Origin of the sequence: Cohnella caldifontis, assembly GCF_029360585.1 — a bacterium.
GTDB classification, from domain to species: Bacteria; Bacillota; Bacilli; order Paenibacillales; family Paenibacillaceae; genus Cohnella; species Cohnella caldifontis.
This window is the reverse complement of record NZ_JAQZSJ010000001.1, coordinates 280,791-297,513: the sequence shown is the minus strand read 5'-3', so window position 1 is coordinate 297,513 and position 16,723 is coordinate 280,791. Positions and strand designations below refer to the sequence as shown.

Below are 16,723 nucleotides of genomic sequence, written 5' to 3'. Positions count from 1 at the left end.
CTTCGGGGCTTGCATTCTCGGGGACAAGCCGTTACCTTGATCCTATGAGGAATAAGGCAGGAACATGACGGGAGGATGAACCTTTTGAAGACGAACGAAGGGGGAAGACACCCTTTTTATGAAGAAACGATCGAGACGAAACCGATTTTCCAGGGCCGCATGATCTCCCTGCAGGTGGATACGGTGCGGCTGCCCGACGGCGGAACCGCGACGCGCGAAATCGTGAAGCACCCCGGGGCGGTCGCCGTGCTGGCGCTCACGGAGGAAGGGAAAATGTTGGTCGTCGAGCAGTTCCGCAAGCCGCTCGAGAAGGCGCAGGTGGAAATTCCGGCGGGCAAGCTGGAGCCGGGGGAAGATCCGCTCGAGGCGGCGGGCCGGGAGCTGGAAGAGGAGACGGGGTTCAAAGCCGCGAGCCTGAAGCATCTGCAATCGTTCTCCACGTCCCCCGGATTCGCCGAAGAAGTGGTGCATCTGTATTACGCGGATGAGCTGCGTCAAGGTGAAGTCCACTTGGACGAGGAAGAGTTCATGACTTGCGAGGCGATCACGCTGGAGCAGGCTTGGCAATACATCAGGGACGGCCGCATTTGCGACGCGAAGACGCTGCTGGCCGTCTACGCCTGGCAGCTGCAGGCGACGACGGGATCGTTGCCGGGATGAAGGAAACGGATAACGGGCTCCGCCCGTTTTTTGCCGACCTGCACGTGCATATCGGCCGCTCGGACGGCGGGCAGCCGGTGAAAATCAGCGCCAGCCGCGACCTGACCTTCCGTTCGATCGCGCATGAGGCTTCGGAGCGCAAAGGCATCCAGCTGATCGGCGTGATCGATTGCCATTCCCCGGCCGTACAGGCGGATATCGACCGCTGTCTCGAATCGGGGGAAATGGAAGAGGCTGAGGGCGGGGGAATCCGGTACCGCGACACGGTGATCCTGCCCGGCGCCGAGATGGAGGTGCGCGAACCGGGCGGCGGACCGTTCCACTTGCTCGGTTTTCTCCCCGACATGCGCGCCATGAAAGAATGGACCGCCTGGATGGCTCCGCGGCAGAAAAACGTCATGCTCAGCTCCCAGCGGCTGCGGGCGACCGCCAGGGAACTGCAGGAGGAGCTGTTGGCCCGAGGCGGCGTTCTCGTGCCGGCCCACGTCTTCACGCCGCACCGGGGGCTGCTCGGCTGCTCCGCCGACCGTCTCGCCGACCGGCTCGACCCGGACGGCATCGCCGCGGTCGAGCTGGGGCTCAGCGCGGATTCCGACATGGCGGACCGGCTCTCGGAGATGGAGCGCTACCCGTTCCTAACGAATTCGGACGCCCATTCCACCGGCATGATCGGCCGGGAATGCAACGAGATGCTGATGGCCGGGCCGACTTTCCGGGAATGGGTCAAGGCGCTGAGAGGCGAGGATGGACGCCGGATTCTCGCGAATTACGGTCTCCATCCTCTACTCGGCAAATACCATACGACCTACTGCGCGGAATGCCGCAAAGCCGTCGGCAGCGGCTCGGACGAGGAGGTCGCGGAGGTCTGCCCGTCCTGCGGCAGCCGGAAGCTGATCCGCGGCGTGTCGGGCCGGATCGAGATGCTGGCGGATCGCGGCGAGCCCATGCATCCGGAGTTCCGGGCTCCTTATCGGCCGCAGGTGCCGCTGTCCTTCTTTCCCGGCGTGGGCCGCGTCTTGCGGGACCGCCTGCTGGAGGAGGTCGGGACGGAAATGGAAGTGCTGCACCGGGCGTCCCGGGAACGCATCGCGGCAACGGCGGGAGAGCGGATCGCCTCGGCGATCGTCGCCGCGAGAGAAGGCCGCGCGACCTTCACGCCCGGCAGCGGGGGCAAGTACGGCAAGCTTTCGGAATCCTTCTAAATCCCCCTTGTCCGACATACATTAGGCACGAGACCGCCTACTGTCGGACGAAAGGGGCGTAAGGACGATCATGGCTCGCTTGTGGAATCTGTCGGCCCGTGAAAACCTGAACCTGTATTTGTTCGTGGGCGTGCTGCTGGCCGTAGGGGCCGTATTCGGCGTGCTGCTCGTCCATGCCTTGACGCTGGAGCAACGGCAAGAACTCGCCCAGCATCTGGGCGTTTACCTGAAGTCGGCGAAAACCCCGGAGGACTGGAACGTCGCGGCGGCGTTCCGGGACAGCCTGCTCTTCTATGCTAAATGGCTCGTGCTGATTTGGCTGCTCGGCGTGTCCGTGATCGGCCTTCCGCTCGTCTTGATCCTGGATTTCCTGAAAGGCGTGCTGATCGGTTTCGCCGTCGGCCTGCTCGTGAACGAATACGCCTGGCAGGGCGTGTGGTTCTCGCTCGCGGCCGTGGCGCCCCAGAATGCGCTCGTCATCCCGGCGCTCATGATCGCGAGCGTCTCCTCGGCCCGGTTTGCCTACTTCGTCGTCAAGGATAGGCTGTTCCGGCGCAAAGGCAACCTGTTGCCGCCGTTCCTCGCCCATACCGCGGCGGCGGCGCTCATGATGGGCATGCTGGCGCTCGCTTCCCTCTACGAAGCCTACGTGTCGCCGCTGCTGCTGGAACGCGCCGCGCCCGAAGCGCAAGCGGCGGTACAATCTATCGGCGCGGCGCGATTCTAGCAGGTTCGGGTTTGACTTCCGGAACGGCCTCCCCCTATAATGGAACCAAACGAATGGACCGGAGGGGGAAAGGTTTTGGAGGAAGCCCGGATCGAAAAAATCAAGCAGCAGCTTCAGTCTCAGGGCTACAAACTGACCCCCCAACGGGAAGCGACGGTGCGCGTACTGCTGGAGAACGAGGAAGACCATCTCAGCGCGGAAGACGTGTTCATGCTCGTCAAGGAGAAGGCGCCCGAGATCGGCTTGGCGACCGTCTACCGGACGTTGGAGCTGCTCAGCGAAATGCATGTCGTCGAGAAAATGAACTTCGGCGACGGCGTCGCCCGTTACGATCTCCGGGCGGAGAGCACCAAGCACCACCATCACCATCTGATCTGCGTGCAATGCGGCTCCATGACGGAGATTATGGAAGACTGGCTGATTCCGCTGGAAGAACGGCTGGAGAAGGAATACGGCTTCACCGTGCTGGACCACCGCCTCGATTTCCAAGGCCTGTGCGCCAAATGCAACGCCGCCCGGGCGGGAGAATCCTCGGGAGACGCGAAATAACGAACGAGAGTTGCCCGAAAAGTGCGAAAGCGCCCGACCTCCGCGGTCGGGCTTTTTTCATGCAAACCTCCCATGTGCGCCGATGTACGGCTTTCTCGTGCATCTCGCTCGAATTCGCGCGAAGAACGCCGCCGTTGTCCGACTTTCCCGGATATCCGCCCCCATTTTCAGCAAAAGTGCCTCCGTTGTCCGACTTTGTCGGATATCCGCCTCTTATTTTAGCAAAAACGTCGCCGTTATCCGACTTCTCCGTACATCGTATGGGTCCGCAATGCTCCCCAACGGTTTGTTCTTTACCAAAGTATACCTGATGCGATAGATTGTAGAAGAAACCGTTTTCGGGAGGTTGCGCCGCTTGCTCTCGCATTTCTACTACAATCAATTCTTTCAGAATCGCATGCGGATGACCTTCATCGTCCCGATCGTGCTGGCCGTCTCGCTCACCGGCTGGGGTTCGTACTGGATCGCCTCCGACATCGTGGAGACGAACGCGGCGCGTTCCGCGCAGAATACGATGGGCAAAGCGGAGCAGGTGCTGGACGAGCGGCTGCGGCACATCGCCGTATCGGTCATGACGATCATGATCAGCGACGCGTTCAAGGGAATTCTGCGCGACGCTTCCGTCGGCGAAACATCGGCGGGAGGCGCCATGGTTCTCGTCGATCCGGAGGGCCGCGAACAAGCGCATAAGGACACGATGGGCCCCCTGCCGTTTCGGTCAGGGAGCCCATTCGCGTTTCGTTCAAGGGTTGGATGTCTTCACGCTTCCAACAGCTTGCGGATGTACGGTTCGACTTTGGCCGGCGCGGCGTTCGGGGCGAAACGTTTGACGACGCGTCCGTCCCGGTCGACGAGAAACTTCGTGAAGTTCCACTTGATCGCCTTCGTTCCGAGAAATCCGCGCGCCTCGCGGGTAAGATGGCGGAAAAGCGGATGGGCGCCGGGTCCGCGGACTTCGATTTTGGCGTGCAGCGGGAACGTGACCCCATGGTTCAATTGGCAGAACTGCCGGATTTCCTCGTTCGAACCCGGCTCCTGGCCGGCGAACTGGTTGCACGGAAAACCGAGCACTTGCAGCCCCTGCGGGCCGTAAGTTTCGTGCAGCCGCTGAAGCTCGGAATACTGGGGAGTGAAGCCGCACTGGCTGGCCGTATTCACGATCAGCAGGACCTTTCCCCGGTAATCCTCCATTCTCAGCGTTTCCCCGCGTATGCCCCGCACTTCGATGTCGTACAGCGACATGGAATTTCCCCCCTCGAAACAAATCGATTATACTTGGATTGTACATCATAGAAGCAGGAACTGGCACCAGTTGAATCAGGAGAGATTGACGAAGTCAAACTCCCTATTAAAGGAGAGGAATCGCATGTCGGTCTACGAGTTCGAAGTCCGGACGCTGGACGGACGGGAGACGGATTTGACGCCTTACCGGAACAAGGTGCTGCTGATCGTGAACACGGCGAGCCAATGCGGATTGACGCCGCAATACGAGGGGCTGCAGCGCTTGTACGACTCGTATGCGGAACAAGGGCTGGCCGTTCTCGGGTTTCCCTGCAACCAATTCGGGGCGCAGGAGCCCGGCACGAGCGAGGAAATCGGGTCGTTCTGCCGGACGAACTACGGCGTGACGTTCCCGATGTTCGAAAAGATCGAGGTCAATGGGCCGGATGAGCACCCGTTGTATCGTTACTTGAAGGAACAGACTCCGCCGCCGGTGGAGTCGACCGACGGCGAGAAGGATATCCGTTGGAATTTCACCAAATTCCTGGTTGACCGGGAAGGCCGGGTCGCCGATCGGATCGAGCCCGCGGTGAAACCGGAGGAAATCGAGCCCCGGATTCGGGAGTTGCTCGGGATCAAGTAAGGGAATTCCGCCCCCGCAGCGTTAACGGGATCGGCGGCAGCGTCAGGTCCGCGTTTTCGTGCCAAGTCCGGCGGCGGCCGGCGCGATTCGCAGCAGGCCGGAACCGGCCGACCGTTTCCCGCCGGGAATCGGCAGAGCCGCCGCTTTCAGTCGTTTGGCGACGGAAGCGGGGGACAGCTTCGGAGACAAGGCGCGCAGCAGGGCGGCTCCGCCCGCGACATGCGGGGCGGACATCGAGGTGCCGGACATCCGGCCGTATTTGCCGCCCGGCAGCGTGGACAGGATATTCACGCCGGGCGCGGCCACGGCGATATTGCGGCCCCGGCTGGAGAACGAGGCGGCGCGGTTCGCCCGGGTGGAGGCCGCGGCCGCGATCGTCTCCGGATAACGGGCGGGCGCATCCAGCCTGCGGTTCAACGGACCCTCGTTGCCGGCGGAGGCGACGACGACCGCGCCTTTGCGGCGGGCTCTGCGGATCGCGTTCCGAAGCGCCAAGCTGTCCGCGGACGTGCCGAAGCTCATGTTCAGGACCCGGATGCCGCGCTTCAGGCTCCAGTCGATTCCTTCGATGATATCGGACACGAATCCGTTCCCCGCGGCATCCAGCACCTTCACGGCATACAACCGGACGGCAGGCGCGACGCCGGTCAGCCGCCGGCGTCCGGTCGCGGCAAGTATGCCCGCAATATGGGTGCCGTGGCCGTTGTCGTCCGCGAACGAGCGCCCGCCGAGCGTATTCACGCCACCGGCGATCTTCAGGTCGGGATGGCGGGCGATGCCGGTATCCAGCACCGCGACCCGGACCCCCGATCCGCGGGTGCGGGACCACACCGGCGCCGCTTTGACCCGGCGCACGTTCCAGGGCACGACGATAGCGCGGATGCCCGCCCGGCATCCGCAGTCATGGGCTTTGACGCCGGCGTCCCGCTCGACGTAGGCGACGTCGGGGTGGTTCCGCAGCCGCGCGCGTCCGGTGCGTTTGTCCGCGTGGCAGCAGATGAGGCGGTGGACGTCGTTCGTTTTAATCGGCATGACGCCGGAAGCTTTCAGGCGGCCGATGCATCGGCGGTACGCCGGACCCCGTTTCAAGGCGACCAGCAGCCGCTCCGATTTCGGACCGGACTTCCGCCTGGCCGCGTTGGCCAGCAATCGTTCGATTTTGACGTTCATGTCTTCATCACCCGTAGCAAAATATGTGAGCGCAGCAGGGTTGTGCAACATTTAGGCAGGGATTCCTCAAGGGGGTGCGTCGAATGATCGTCGGATTGCCGAGAGAGGTCAAAAAACACGAATACCGCGTCGCCTTGACGCCTGCCGGCGCCGGCATGCTGAAGGAAACCGGGCATCGCGTGCTGGTGCAGGCCGGGGCGGGAAGCGGGAGCGGGTTTCCGGACGAGGAGTATGCGGCTGCCGGCGCCGAGATTTTGGGTTCCGCGGCCGATGTCTGGGGCCGGTCCGACCTGATCGTAAAGGTGAAGGAACCGATCGCGGAGGAGTTCGGTTTCTTCCGTCCGGGCTTGCTCCTGTTTACGTACCTGCACTTGGCCGCGGCGCCGGACTTGGCCCGGGCTTTGGCCGCGGCCGGCGTAACGGCCATCGCGTACGAAACGATCCAGCTGCCGAACCGGACCCTGCCGCTGCTGACTCCGATGAGCGAGGTGGCGGGACGCATGTCGGTGCAGGAGGGGGCCAAGTACTTGGAGGCGTTCCAAGGCGGCCGCGGCGTTCTGCTCGGCGGCGTGCCGGGCGTGCCTCCGGCAGAGGTCATCATCCTGGGCGGCGGCATCGTCGGCACGAACGCCGCCAAAATGGCGCTCGGCCTCGGCGCCGACGTCGTGGTACTGGAGAAAAGCGCCGAGCGCATGCGGTATTTGGACGACGTGTTCCAGGGACGGCTGCGGACGTTGACCAGCAATCCCCATAACATCGCCAGCGCCGTGCGGAAGGCGGACCTGCTCATCGGAGCCGTGCTCGTGCCCGGGGCGAGGGCGCCGCGGCTCGTGACCGAGGACATGGTGAAAACGATGAAAAAAGGCGCGGTCATCGTGGACGTGGCGGTCGACCAGGGCGGCTCCATCGAAACGATCGACCGGGCGACGACGCACGATAACCCGGTCTACGAGAAGCACGGGGTGATCCATTACGCCGTCGCCAACATGCCGGGCGCCGTTCCCCGCACTTCGACGCTGGCGCTCACGAACGTGACGATCGATTATGTGTTGCGTCTGGCGTCCCTCGGCTTCGAAGGAGCGCTGGCCGCGGATCCGGTTCTCGCGTCCGGCGTGAACGTGCACGGCGGCGCTTTCCGGCATCCGCAAGTGGCCGAGGCGCTCGGCGATCGGTACGTCCCGCTCTGATCCCGGCGCGGTAGACATCAAACCTTGTCCGATCTCATACGGTGTAACGAGAATACGCGGACAAGGGCGGGATGGGAATGAAGGAACCGTATGGCAAATGGTGGAGCCGGCTGCAGTTTACGCTGCTGTTCCTCGCGATGACGGTGATCGTGCACAGCCTGTTCGGCTGGTTCCATGGTTGGCTCAAGCCGTCCGATCCGTATCGGGAGCCGGAGGGGCGGGCCTATAAGGTGTTTCGGTCCGGCGAAGGAGCCGATCCGGGCGCTTCGCCCGGAGACCGTCTTCGCCTGTTCTATTGGTATGGGGAGTAGGGGGGACGGAAAGCCGCGATGAGACGCTGGATCCAGGCATATATGGAAGATCTGGCGCGGAACCCGCGAATCTCGGAGCACACGCGCGCGGGGTACGGCGCGGATCTGAAGGATTTCTTGGACGCCATGGAGAAGATAGGCGTAACCGCGCCTTCCGCGTTGCAGCCTTTCCACGTGCAAAGCTACTTGCAGCGGCTGGCCAAAGAAGGCAAGTCCGCGGCCACGGCCGCCCGACGGCTGGCCTCGATCCGCAGGCTGTGCCGCTACGGCGTGATCGACCGGGTACTGGATCGGGATCCCACGCTGCAGATCGAAGCGCCGAAGGCCGAACGCAGAGCGCAGCGGGCGCTGGAGCGCGGGGACGTGGAGAAGCTGCTGGAAGCGCCGGATGAAGCGACGCCGGAAGGGCTGCGGGACCGGGCCATGCTCGAGGTGCTGTACGCGACCGGCATGCGGGTATCCGAGCTGCTGGCGCTCGACGCGTCGCACGTGAGAGCCGATCTCGGGTTTCTGCACTGCGCCGGCGCCGGGGGCAAGGAGCGGCTCGTGCCGATCGGCGCATCGGCGGTACGCGCCTTGACCCGCTTTATGTCGGAAGGCCGGCCGGCCCTGTTGAAGGCGGCAGCGGACGGGGACAAGCTTGCCGGCGTGCTGTTCCCGAGCCGGCTCGGGCGGCGGATGACCCGGCAAGGCTTCTGGAAATGCATCAAGAAACACGCCCGCGCGGCGGGATTGGACGCGGAGCCGACTCCTCAATCCCTGAGGCGTTCGTTCGCCGTCCATCTGCTGGAGAACGGCGCAGATCTTCGGGCGGTCCAGGAGATGCTCGGGCACGTCAGCCTCCAGGCGACCCAATCGTATCAAAGCGCCGCCCGGGCGAAAGTGAAAGAGGAATACGACCGCGCGCATCCGCGGGCCCGCTGAAGCGAGCGGGACGCCGGGCTTAAGCGCATGAAGGGGAGAGCGAATTGAAGTTCACGAGAATCGGCGTCATCGTGCTCGACAGCGTCGGCATCGGCGAGCTGCCGGACGCGCCCGCCTACGGGGACAAAGGCGCGCACACCCTCGGGCATATCGCCCGCTCGGTCCCGGATCTGTCGCTGCCGAATTTGCGGCGGCTCGGACTCGCCAACATCGCGCCGATCGGGGATTGGCCGGAGGAACCGAAGCCGTCCGCGTATTTCGGCAAGATGGGGGAAGTATCGGCGGGCAAAGACACGATGACCGGGCATTGGGAATTGATGGGGCTGCGGATCGAAACGCCGTTCCGCACGTTCCCGGACGGTTTTCCCGCCGAGTTGATCGAGGCTTTCGAGCAAGAGACGGGGCGCAAGGTGATCGGGAACAAGCCCGCGTCCGGCACGGAAATTTTAGACGAACTGGGCGAAGAACAGATGAAAACCGGCGCCTGGATCGTCTACACTTCGGCTGACAGCGTATTTCAGCTGGCCGCGCACGAGGAGATCATCCCGCTCGAAGAGCTGTATGCGGCGTGCAAAATCGCGCGGCGGTTGACGATGCGGGACGAGTTCTCCGTCGGCCGCGTCATCGCCCGTCCGTACGTCGGGCAGCCCGGCGCGTTCAAGCGGACGCCGAACCGCCACGACTACGCGCTGAAGCCGCCGGCCCCGACGGCTCTGAATGCGCTGAAGGGCGGCGGGTACGACGTCGTCGCCGTCGGCAAGATCAACGATATTTTCGACGGGGAAGGCATCACGCGCGCAACGCCGACGAAGAGCAACGCCCACGGCATCGAAACGACGCTGCAGGAGCTGCGCGGATCGTTCCGGGGGCTGCTCTTCGTGAACTTGGTCGATTTCGATTCGCTGTACGGCCATCGCCGCGATCCCGTCGGCTACGCTCGGGCGCTTGAGGAATTCGACCGGGCGGTTCCGGATTTGATCGCGACCCTGGCCGCGAGCGATTTGCTCGTCATCACCGCGGACCATGGCAACGACCCGACCCATTCCGGCACCGACCATACGCGGGAATACGTGCCGCTGCTGGCATACAGCCCCGCGTTCGCCAACCCGTCCGGACTCGGCACGATGCCGACGTACGCCGATTTGGCCGCGACGATCGCGGACAATTTCGGCGTCGGTTTGAACACGCACGGACATAGCTTTTTGGAACGATTGGTTTAAACGGAGAGAGGAGACAACCCGAACATGTCCAAACACGCAACGAAAGCCGTCATCGACGAGGCGGCCGAATACATCGCATCCCGGATCAAGGCGAAACCGGAAATCCTGCTCATCCTGGGCTCCGGCCTCGGCGTGCTCGGAGACGACCTGGAGGATTCGGTCACGATCCCGTACCATGAAATCCCGCACTTCCCGATTTCCACGGTGGAAGGTCATGCCGGCGAGCTCGTGATCGGCCGCATGCAAGGGAGAAACGTGGCGCTGATGCGCGGGCGGTTCCATCTGTACGAGGGATACGAGGCGGAGCGGACGACGCTCCCCGTGCGCGTCATGAAGGCGCTGGGCGTGTCGAAGCTGCTCGTCACGAACGCGGCGGGCGGCGTCAACCTCGGGTTCGAGCCCGGCGACCTGATGGTCATTACCGACCATATCAACTTAACCGGCCGCAATCCGCTCGTCGGCCCGAACGACAACGCGCTCGGCGTGCGGTTTCCCGACATGTCGGAGGCTTACAGCCGCAGGCTGCGGGAAGTCGCGAAGAAGACGGCGTCCGGCCTCGGCTTCGAAGTCAAGGAAGGCGTCTACGTCGGTCTGCTGGGGCCCAATTACGAAACGCCGGCCGAAATCCGCATGCTGCGGACGATCGGAGGAGACGCGGTCGGCATGTCGACGGTGTCCGAAGTCATCGTGGCGCGCCATGCCGGCTTGGAGGTGCTGGGCATCTCCTGCATCAGCAACATGGCCGCCGGCATTCTCGATCAGCCGCTGTCCCACGAGGAAGTCATGGAGACGTCGGAGAAGGTCAAGGACAAGTTCATCTCGCTGGTGACGGCGGTATTGCCGCAAATGTAATCGGCTCCTGCCGGCGGTCAGCCGGACAGTCGCGGCGCCCGGAAGCCTCGCTTCCCGGGCGCTGTTTTCATGTCCGAACCGGTAAATTTGCCTTCCTGTGATATAATGAGTAGATACGGTTTACTCCCAAATTGGACCGGAGACGGGAAGGGACGGAGCATGACGCAACCGATAACGCTGGCCGATATCCGCGAATGGTGCGGAGACGACATCTATGCCAAAGGCCAAACCTACTTCAAGCAAAAAAGGGTGCAGCGCCTGGAACGCGATCCCGACGGCCGCTTGTTCGACGCCGTCGTGGTGGGGACGGAGCGTTACCGCGTCCATTTGGAGCTGGAGGACGGCGGCAAGCCGTCGGCCCATTGCGACTGCCCGTACGGCGATTCCTACGGCGGATTCTGCAAACACGTAGCGGCCGTTCTCCTTCGCATTCACGAGCTGCAAGGATCCGCGATGGCGGCGGAAGCCGCTCCGGTCATCACGAACGAACATTTGTTTCTCGCCCGCAGCATGATCGCCATTTTCGACCGGGCGCCGGCCGCCGAGTCCGGGGAAACGTACCGGCTGGGCGATTCGGAGCTTGTTCGCGTGGAATATACTTGCACGGCCGCGGGTTCCGGACGCAAACCGACGCTGACGATCGAGCTTAAGCTGGGCGTCAAGCGGCTGTACACGATCCAGAAAATCAAGCCGCTGCTCGCCCACGTGGAAAGCCGGACCCCGTTCGAAATCGCGAAGCTGTTCACGCTGGACCCGGACGCGCACGCGTTTACCGAGACGGACCGGGAAATCCTCTCCATCCTCGGGGAGATCGCCCGCAACGAGGCGGCGTATCGGGAGTCCCACCTGATGTACGCTTTTTCCGGCTATTCCAATAACGAGCGGGCGCTGTTCATTCCGCCGTTCGCTTGGGAGAAGCTGCTTCCCCTGCTGCTGCGCGCGAACGTCCGGTTCGTCCACGGCGGGCAGACGTACGAAGAGATGAAGGAAGCGCCGGGGAACGTTCCGCTCACGTTCCGATTCGGCCAACCCTCTCCCAACGTATACCGGGTCGCGGTGGAGGGACTGCAGTTTCTGACGGTTCTCGAATCTTACGACTTGCTCTTGGAAGGGAACCGGATTTACCGCATGGACGCCGAGGCGGTCAAGCAGATCGGCGAACTGAAAAACATGTTTTCCCGCAATTCGGGCTATCAAGTGCTGATTTCCCCCGCCCATCTGGAATTGTTCCTGGCCCGCGTCGTTCCCGGGCTTAGGCGCGTCGGTCCGGTGATCTTCGAAGAGGACGTGCAAAACCGCATCGTAACCGCTCCGCTGTCGGCGAGACTGTACCTGGACCGCGGCGAAGGAGACCGGCTGCTGGCCCGGCTGGAATTCGTCTACGGCGACGTCACGCTGGACCCGCTGGCGGACCGGGAAGGCCGGAGCGCAAGGTCCGACCGCATTCTCCTGCGCGACGGGGAGAAGGAAAGCCGCGTCATGGGCTTGATCGAGCAAATCCCGTTCCGCTACGACGGCCGCAGGCTTCATTTGGACGAGGAAGACGAAATTTACCACTTCCTGTTCCGGACGCTCCCCCAGCTGAACCGATGGACGGAAGTGTACGCCACGCCCGAGGTCGAGCGGATGCTCGAAGCGCCGCCGCGCCCTCCGAAAATCACGATCGACCTGGACGCGGGCACGGATTGGCTGGAAGTCCGTTTCGACATGGAGGGCATCGACGAGGACGAGATCCGGCATTTGCTTCGGCATCTGGTCGAAAAGAAAAAGTACTACCGGATGCCGGACGGGGCATACGTGTCGCTCGAGGACGAAGGTTACGCCTCGATCGGGCGGCTGCTGGAGGAAATGGATCTCCGAAGGGGCGATCTGGGGTCGACGAGGCTGCAGCTGCCGGTCGCCCGGGGCCTCCGTTTCCTCGATCCGGACGACAAGACCGCGCATGTCAAGCTGGGGCAGCGGTTCCGCGAGTTGATCGAGAACATGCGGAATCCGGACAGCCTCGATTTCCCGGTTCCGGAGTCGGTGGCCCCGATTTTGCGGGATTACCAGAAATTCGGATACCAATGGATGAAGACGTTGTCCCACTACAGGTTCGGCGGCATCCTCGCGGACGACATGGGCCTCGGCAAGACGCTCCAAAGCATTGCGTTTCTGCTGTCGGAGCTGCCCGAGCTGCGGGAAACCGGCCGGCCGGCGTTGATCGTCTGCCCGGCTTCGCTGACGTATAACTGGCGGAATGAGCTGCGGAAATTCGCGCCGGAGGTCCGCGCCGTCGTCGTGGAAGGCGATAAAGAAGCGAGAGGCGGCATCCTGGAAAATTTGGCGGGCATCGACGTGCTGATCACCTCGTATCCGCTGCTGCGAAGGGACGCCGACGCTTTCGCCGAGCTCATGTTCCACGCGCTCATTCTGGATGAAGCCCAGGCGATCAAAAACCACGCGACCCAGACGGCCCAGTCCGTCAAGGATATCCGCGCCAAGCACCGGTTCGCGCTGACCGGAACGCCCGTCGAGAATCGGCTCGAGGAATTGTGGTCGATCTTCGACGCGGTGTTCCCCGAGCTGTTCGTCAGCCGCCGGCATTTCTCGGAGCTGTCGCAGGAGCAGGTGGCGCGCAAAATCCGGCCTTTCCTGCTCCGCCGGCTCAAGGGTGACGTGCTCAAGGAACTGCCGGAGAAAATCGAAACGGTGCAGACGTCCGAACTGCTGCCGGAACAGAAGAAGCTTTATTTGGCTTATCTGACCCGGCTGCAAGAAGACGCGCGGAAGCGGATCCGGGAGGAAGGCTTCCAGAAGAGCCGAATGCATATTTTGGCCGGCATGACCCGGCTGCGGCAGCTTTGCTGCCATCCGAACCTGTTCGTCGAGGGATACGAAGGAGGCTCCAGCAAGCTGGAGCAGTTGCTCGAGGTCATCGAAGAGTGCCGCGGCGCGGGCAAACGCATGCTGATTTTCTCCCAGTTCACCGAGATGCTCGGCTTGATCCGCGGCGAATTGGAGAAGCTGGGCGTCGCGTATTTCTACCTGGACGGCCAGACGCCGGGCCGCGAGCGCGTGGAGCTGTGCGGCCGGTTCAACGAAGGCGAAGGGGAAGTATTCTTGATCTCGCTGAAGGCGGGCGGAACGGGGCTCAACTTGACCGGCGCCGACACCGTGCTGCTGTACGACCTCTGGTGGAACCCCGCCGTGGAACAGCAGGCGGCCGACCGCGCCCACCGGATCGGGCAGAAGAACGTCGTGCAGGTCATCCGTCTCGTCACGCAAGGAACGATCGAGGAGAAAATGCACGAGCTCCAGCAGCGCAAGCGGGATCTGATCGACGCCGTCGTGCAGCCGGGCGAGGAAGCGCTGGCTTCGCTGGGCGAGGAGGATATCCGCGAGTTGTTGATGATTTGAGCAAACGGCGAATCGCATAATGTTACGTAAGAAACCCCAAGCGGCGTTTTCCGCCGGCTTGGGGTTTTTTCGCGCGTCTCATTCTTTTCCGCAGATGCCGTAGAAGAACAAATGCACCATTTCCTCGACGAACCGTTCGACGTCGCCGCTTTCGCCGGCCATCCGCAGCATCGTTTCATACTGGTTCATGTACAGCTGCATGAGCGCCAGCACGTTTTCGATCGAAACGCGCTCGGAAATCTCCCCGTTTTGCTTCCCTTCCTCCAGGATGCGAACCGTCATCGGCAGCGACTTCTCCAGATAGATCCGCTCCACGTAACCGGCCATTTCGGGGTCGCTCAGCATCAGCTCTTGAAGAACCCGGGGAGGGATGAGCTTGAAATATTGTTTCTCCCGAAACAGGATGTACTCGATTTTCTCCTTCAGCGAGTGGCTTTCATTCAGGTAAGTTTCGAAATCGGCGATCATGACTTCGAGGAACTGCTTGATCGCTTCGCGGAGCAGGTTCTCCTTGCTTTCGAAATGATTGTAGATCGTCACCTGCGAAACTTTCGCCGCATTGGCGATGTCGGCGATTCGGATGCGGTTCGGATCCGTGGTGCCGAGCAGGTCGATTGTGGTTTTGACGATCTTTTCTTTGATTTGCCGCGACCGTTTCTCGAATCCGTTCATGAAATTCACCCAATCTCCATTTTTATTTTGTAATTTATGAAATTATTAAATAAAAATATTTCACAAAATCATTGACGATGCTCGCTTTCCGGAATAGTATAACATATGAAATATTTGAATGATATCATTTCATTTTTTCAAGATCCGGAGGTGCCGGCATGTTATCCGTCGAGCATGTAACGAAGAAATTTCCGAACGGAAGGGGCATTTTCGATGTCGCTTTCTCGGTGGGCAAAGGCGAAGTTTTCGGTTTCCTCGGACCGAACGGCGCGGGGAAATCGACAACGATCCGCCACATCATGGGCTTCATGAAGCCGGATCAAGGAACCGTGAAGGTGAACGGGTTCGATACGTGGAAAGAGCAGGGCAAGGTGCAGGCTTTCGTCGGGTATTTGCCCGGGGAAATCGCCTTTATCGAAGGGATGACGGGCAAGGCGTTCCTCGATTTCATGGCCGCCATGCAGGGACTCCGGGATCCGTCCAAACGCGCCCGCCTGATCGACCGCCTCCAATTCGACGTCAACACGCCGATCCGCAAAATGTCCAAAGGCATGAAACAAAAAGTGGGCATCGTGGCCGCTTTCATGCATGACCCCGAATTGATCATCTTGGATGAACCGACGTCCGGTCTCGATCCGCTGATGCAGAAAGTTTTCATCGAAATCGTGCTGGAGGAAAAGGCGAGAGGCACGACGTTCCTGATGTCGTCGCACAGCTTCCCGGAGATCGAACGGACGTGCGACCGCGCGGCGATCATCAAAGACGGCGTCATCGTCGCGGTGAAAGACATTCACGAACTGCAATCCATGCAGCGGAAGCTGTTCGAGGTCCTCTTCGCGAGCGAAGCCGAAGCCGACGCATTCGCGAAGTCCGGCTTGGCGATCGATTCGCGCGAAGGGGCCCGGGTGCGCGTGGCCGTCCAGGGCGATTACGGGAAATTTTTGGAAGAAACCGCCAAGTATCAGGTGCGCAACCTCGACGTTTTCACGCAGAACCTGGAGGACGTGTTCATGAATTTCTATGACCGGAAGGAGGGTGCGCGATGAACGCCGCCTTGTACAAGCAGATGTTGAAGGTGAAGCTGAAAGGCTTCCTGAATTTCGCGTTCGGGTCCGCGTTTTATATCCTGCTGATGTTCTGGCTTTATCCCGGCATTGCCCGCAACGCGAAGTCGATCGACGAATTGGTTCGATCGATGCCGGAGAGCGTGGGCAAGGCGTTCGGCCTGGCAAACTTCAATGGCAGCGCCGAAGCCTTTATCTCGGGAGAATACTATGGGCTCATACTCGTTCTCCTTCTCGCGATCGTGTGCGTGCAGCTGTCGACGCAGCTCATGGCGAAGCTGGTGGATCAAGGATCCATGGCGTATTTGCTGTCGACTCCGACAACCCGGGCGAAAGTCGCGTTGACGCAGGCCGCGGTTCTGGTCACCGGGTTGTTCCTCATCATGGGCGTTACCACGCTCGCGGGGATTGCCGGCAACGGATGGTTATTGCGGGGAGACTACGTTTTCCATACCGGCAAGTTCCTCCAGCTCAACGCTTCCGCGTTCCTCTTGTTCTTCGCGGCGGCGGGCATCACCTTCTTGGTGTCGTCGCTTTGCAACGACGAGAAGAGGGCGGCGGGCATTTCCGGCACGATCGTTTTCCTGTTCTTCAGCTTGGATTTGATCGGCAAAATCAGCGATAAAACGGATTGGCTGCGCGACTTCTCGCTTTTCTCGCTGTATCGGCCGGACGAAATCATCGGAGGTTCCGCGAATCTGGCGGTCAACCTGCCCATTCTCGCCGCCGTGGGCTTGATCGCGTTCGGATTGGCGGTCATGCTGTTCCGCAGACGCGATCTGCCGCTGTAACCCGCCGAATAATTTGCCGCTCCCCCGGGCAGACTGGATGGAAGAAGAAACCATAGCCGACATCAGGCCATCCGGAGGGGGAAGTCCGTTTTGAACGTACGACGATACCGATTGTCTCTGTTCCTTTGTTC

The 16,723-nt window shown here is 61.7% G+C and carries 17 protein-coding genes; 13 read left to right on the top strand and 4 right to left on the bottom strand.

Annotated features, from left to right (window positions below):
• The first annotated feature begins 75 nt into the window (after window positions 1–75).
• The 4 genes from PTZ19_RS01490 (at window position 76) to fur (ending at window position 3,138) form a co-directional block, all read left to right on the top strand.
• Window positions 76–660, top strand: coding sequence for an NUDIX hydrolase (locus PTZ19_RS01490; RefSeq protein ID WP_276351838.1), 585 nt, complete (start codon window positions 76–78; stop codon window positions 658–660).
• Entirely contained in the window at window positions 657–1,862 is a 1,206-nt protein-coding gene (locus tag PTZ19_RS01485; protein ID WP_276351836.1) for an endonuclease Q family protein, read from the top strand. The genes PTZ19_RS01490 and PTZ19_RS01485 overlap by 4 nt, the downstream gene beginning before the upstream one ends.
• A 70-nt stretch (window positions 1,863–1,932) precedes the next feature.
• On the top strand, window positions 1,933–2,589 hold the full coding sequence (gene spoIIM, locus PTZ19_RS01480) for a stage II sporulation protein M (protein ID WP_276351833.1): 657 nt from the start codon (window positions 1,933–1,935) through the stop codon (window positions 2,587–2,589).
• A 75-nt stretch (window positions 2,590–2,664) separates the two neighbouring features.
• The gene (gene fur, locus PTZ19_RS01475; RefSeq protein ID WP_276351830.1) at window positions 2,665–3,138 is read left to right on the top strand and encodes a ferric iron uptake transcriptional regulator; all 474 of its coding nucleotides are present in this window, start codon (window positions 2,665–2,667) and stop codon (window positions 3,136–3,138) included.
• Between the two features lie 387 nt (window positions 3,139–3,525).
• On the opposite strand, the gene PTZ19_RS01470 is transcribed toward fur, so the two are convergent.
• Window positions 3,526–3,834 (bottom strand): hypothetical protein, encoded by a 309-nt coding sequence (locus PTZ19_RS01470; protein ID WP_276351828.1) that lies wholly within the window; start codon window positions 3,832–3,834, stop codon window positions 3,526–3,528.
• Window positions 3,835–3,897: 63 nt separating this feature from the next.
• Window positions 3,898–4,380, bottom strand: a complete 483-nt coding sequence (locus PTZ19_RS01465; protein WP_276351826.1) for a glutathione peroxidase — start codon at window positions 4,378–4,380, stop codon at window positions 3,898–3,900.
• A 124-nt stretch (window positions 4,381–4,504) separates the two neighbouring features.
• Here PTZ19_RS01465 and PTZ19_RS01460 point away from each other — a divergent pair, with 124 nt between their 5' ends.
• Window positions 4,505–5,002, top strand: coding sequence for a glutathione peroxidase (locus tag PTZ19_RS01460; protein WP_276351824.1), 498 nt, complete (start codon window positions 4,505–4,507; stop codon window positions 5,000–5,002).
• A 42-nt stretch (window positions 5,003–5,044) separates the two neighbouring features.
• Here PTZ19_RS01460 and PTZ19_RS01455 read toward each other — a convergent pair whose 3' ends face one another.
• Window positions 5,045–6,172, bottom strand: coding sequence for a S8 family peptidase (locus PTZ19_RS01455; protein WP_276351822.1), 1,128 nt, complete (start codon window positions 6,170–6,172; stop codon window positions 5,045–5,047).
• 83 nt (window positions 6,173–6,255) lie between these two features.
• Between PTZ19_RS01455 and ald the strand changes: the two genes are divergently transcribed.
• From ald to PTZ19_RS01425, 6 genes are all read left to right on the top strand, one after another.
• Complete coding sequence (gene ald / locus PTZ19_RS01450; protein WP_276351820.1) at window positions 6,256–7,359, top strand: alanine dehydrogenase; 1,104 nt, start codon at window positions 6,256–6,258, stop codon at window positions 7,357–7,359.
• 77 nt (window positions 7,360–7,436) lie between these two features.
• On the top strand, window positions 7,437–7,670 hold the full coding sequence (locus PTZ19_RS01445) for a DUF4227 family protein (protein WP_276351818.1): 234 nt from the start codon (window positions 7,437–7,439) through the stop codon (window positions 7,668–7,670).
• 18 nt (window positions 7,671–7,688) lie between these two features.
• A complete protein-coding gene (locus PTZ19_RS01440; protein WP_276351815.1) occupies window positions 7,689–8,594 on the top strand; it encodes a tyrosine recombinase in 906 nt (301 codons plus the stop codon).
• A gap of 44 nt (window positions 8,595–8,638) precedes the next feature.
• On the top strand, window positions 8,639–9,814 hold the full coding sequence (locus PTZ19_RS01435) for a phosphopentomutase (protein WP_276351813.1): 1,176 nt from the start codon (window positions 8,639–8,641) through the stop codon (window positions 9,812–9,814).
• A gap of 24 nt (window positions 9,815–9,838) precedes the next feature.
• Window positions 9,839–10,666, top strand: coding sequence for a purine-nucleoside phosphorylase (locus tag PTZ19_RS01430; protein WP_276351810.1), 828 nt, complete (start codon window positions 9,839–9,841; stop codon window positions 10,664–10,666).
• Between the two features lie 159 nt (window positions 10,667–10,825).
• The gene (locus PTZ19_RS01425) at window positions 10,826–14,065 is read left to right on the top strand and encodes a DEAD/DEAH box helicase (protein ID WP_276351808.1); all 3,240 of its coding nucleotides are present in this window, start codon (window positions 10,826–10,828) and stop codon (window positions 14,063–14,065) included.
• 78 nt (window positions 14,066–14,143) lie between these two features.
• Here the strand turns inward: PTZ19_RS01425 and PTZ19_RS01420 are convergent, their stop codons facing one another.
• Window positions 14,144–14,737 (bottom strand): TetR/AcrR family transcriptional regulator, encoded by a 594-nt coding sequence (locus PTZ19_RS01420; protein ID WP_276351805.1) that lies wholly within the window; start codon window positions 14,735–14,737, stop codon window positions 14,144–14,146.
• A gap of 158 nt (window positions 14,738–14,895) precedes the next feature.
• Between PTZ19_RS01420 and PTZ19_RS01415 the strand changes: the two genes are divergently transcribed.
• Together PTZ19_RS01415 and PTZ19_RS01410 are read left to right on the top strand one after the other, a co-directional pair.
• The gene (locus PTZ19_RS01415) at window positions 14,896–15,783 is read left to right on the top strand and encodes an ABC transporter ATP-binding protein (protein WP_276351802.1); all 888 of its coding nucleotides are present in this window, start codon (window positions 14,896–14,898) and stop codon (window positions 15,781–15,783) included.
• Window positions 15,780–16,592 (top strand): ABC transporter permease subunit, encoded by an 813-nt coding sequence (locus tag PTZ19_RS01410; RefSeq protein ID WP_276351800.1) that lies wholly within the window; start codon window positions 15,780–15,782, stop codon window positions 16,590–16,592. Before PTZ19_RS01415 ends, PTZ19_RS01410 begins: the two co-directional genes overlap by 4 nt.
• Window positions 16,593–16,723 lie beyond the last annotated feature (131 nt).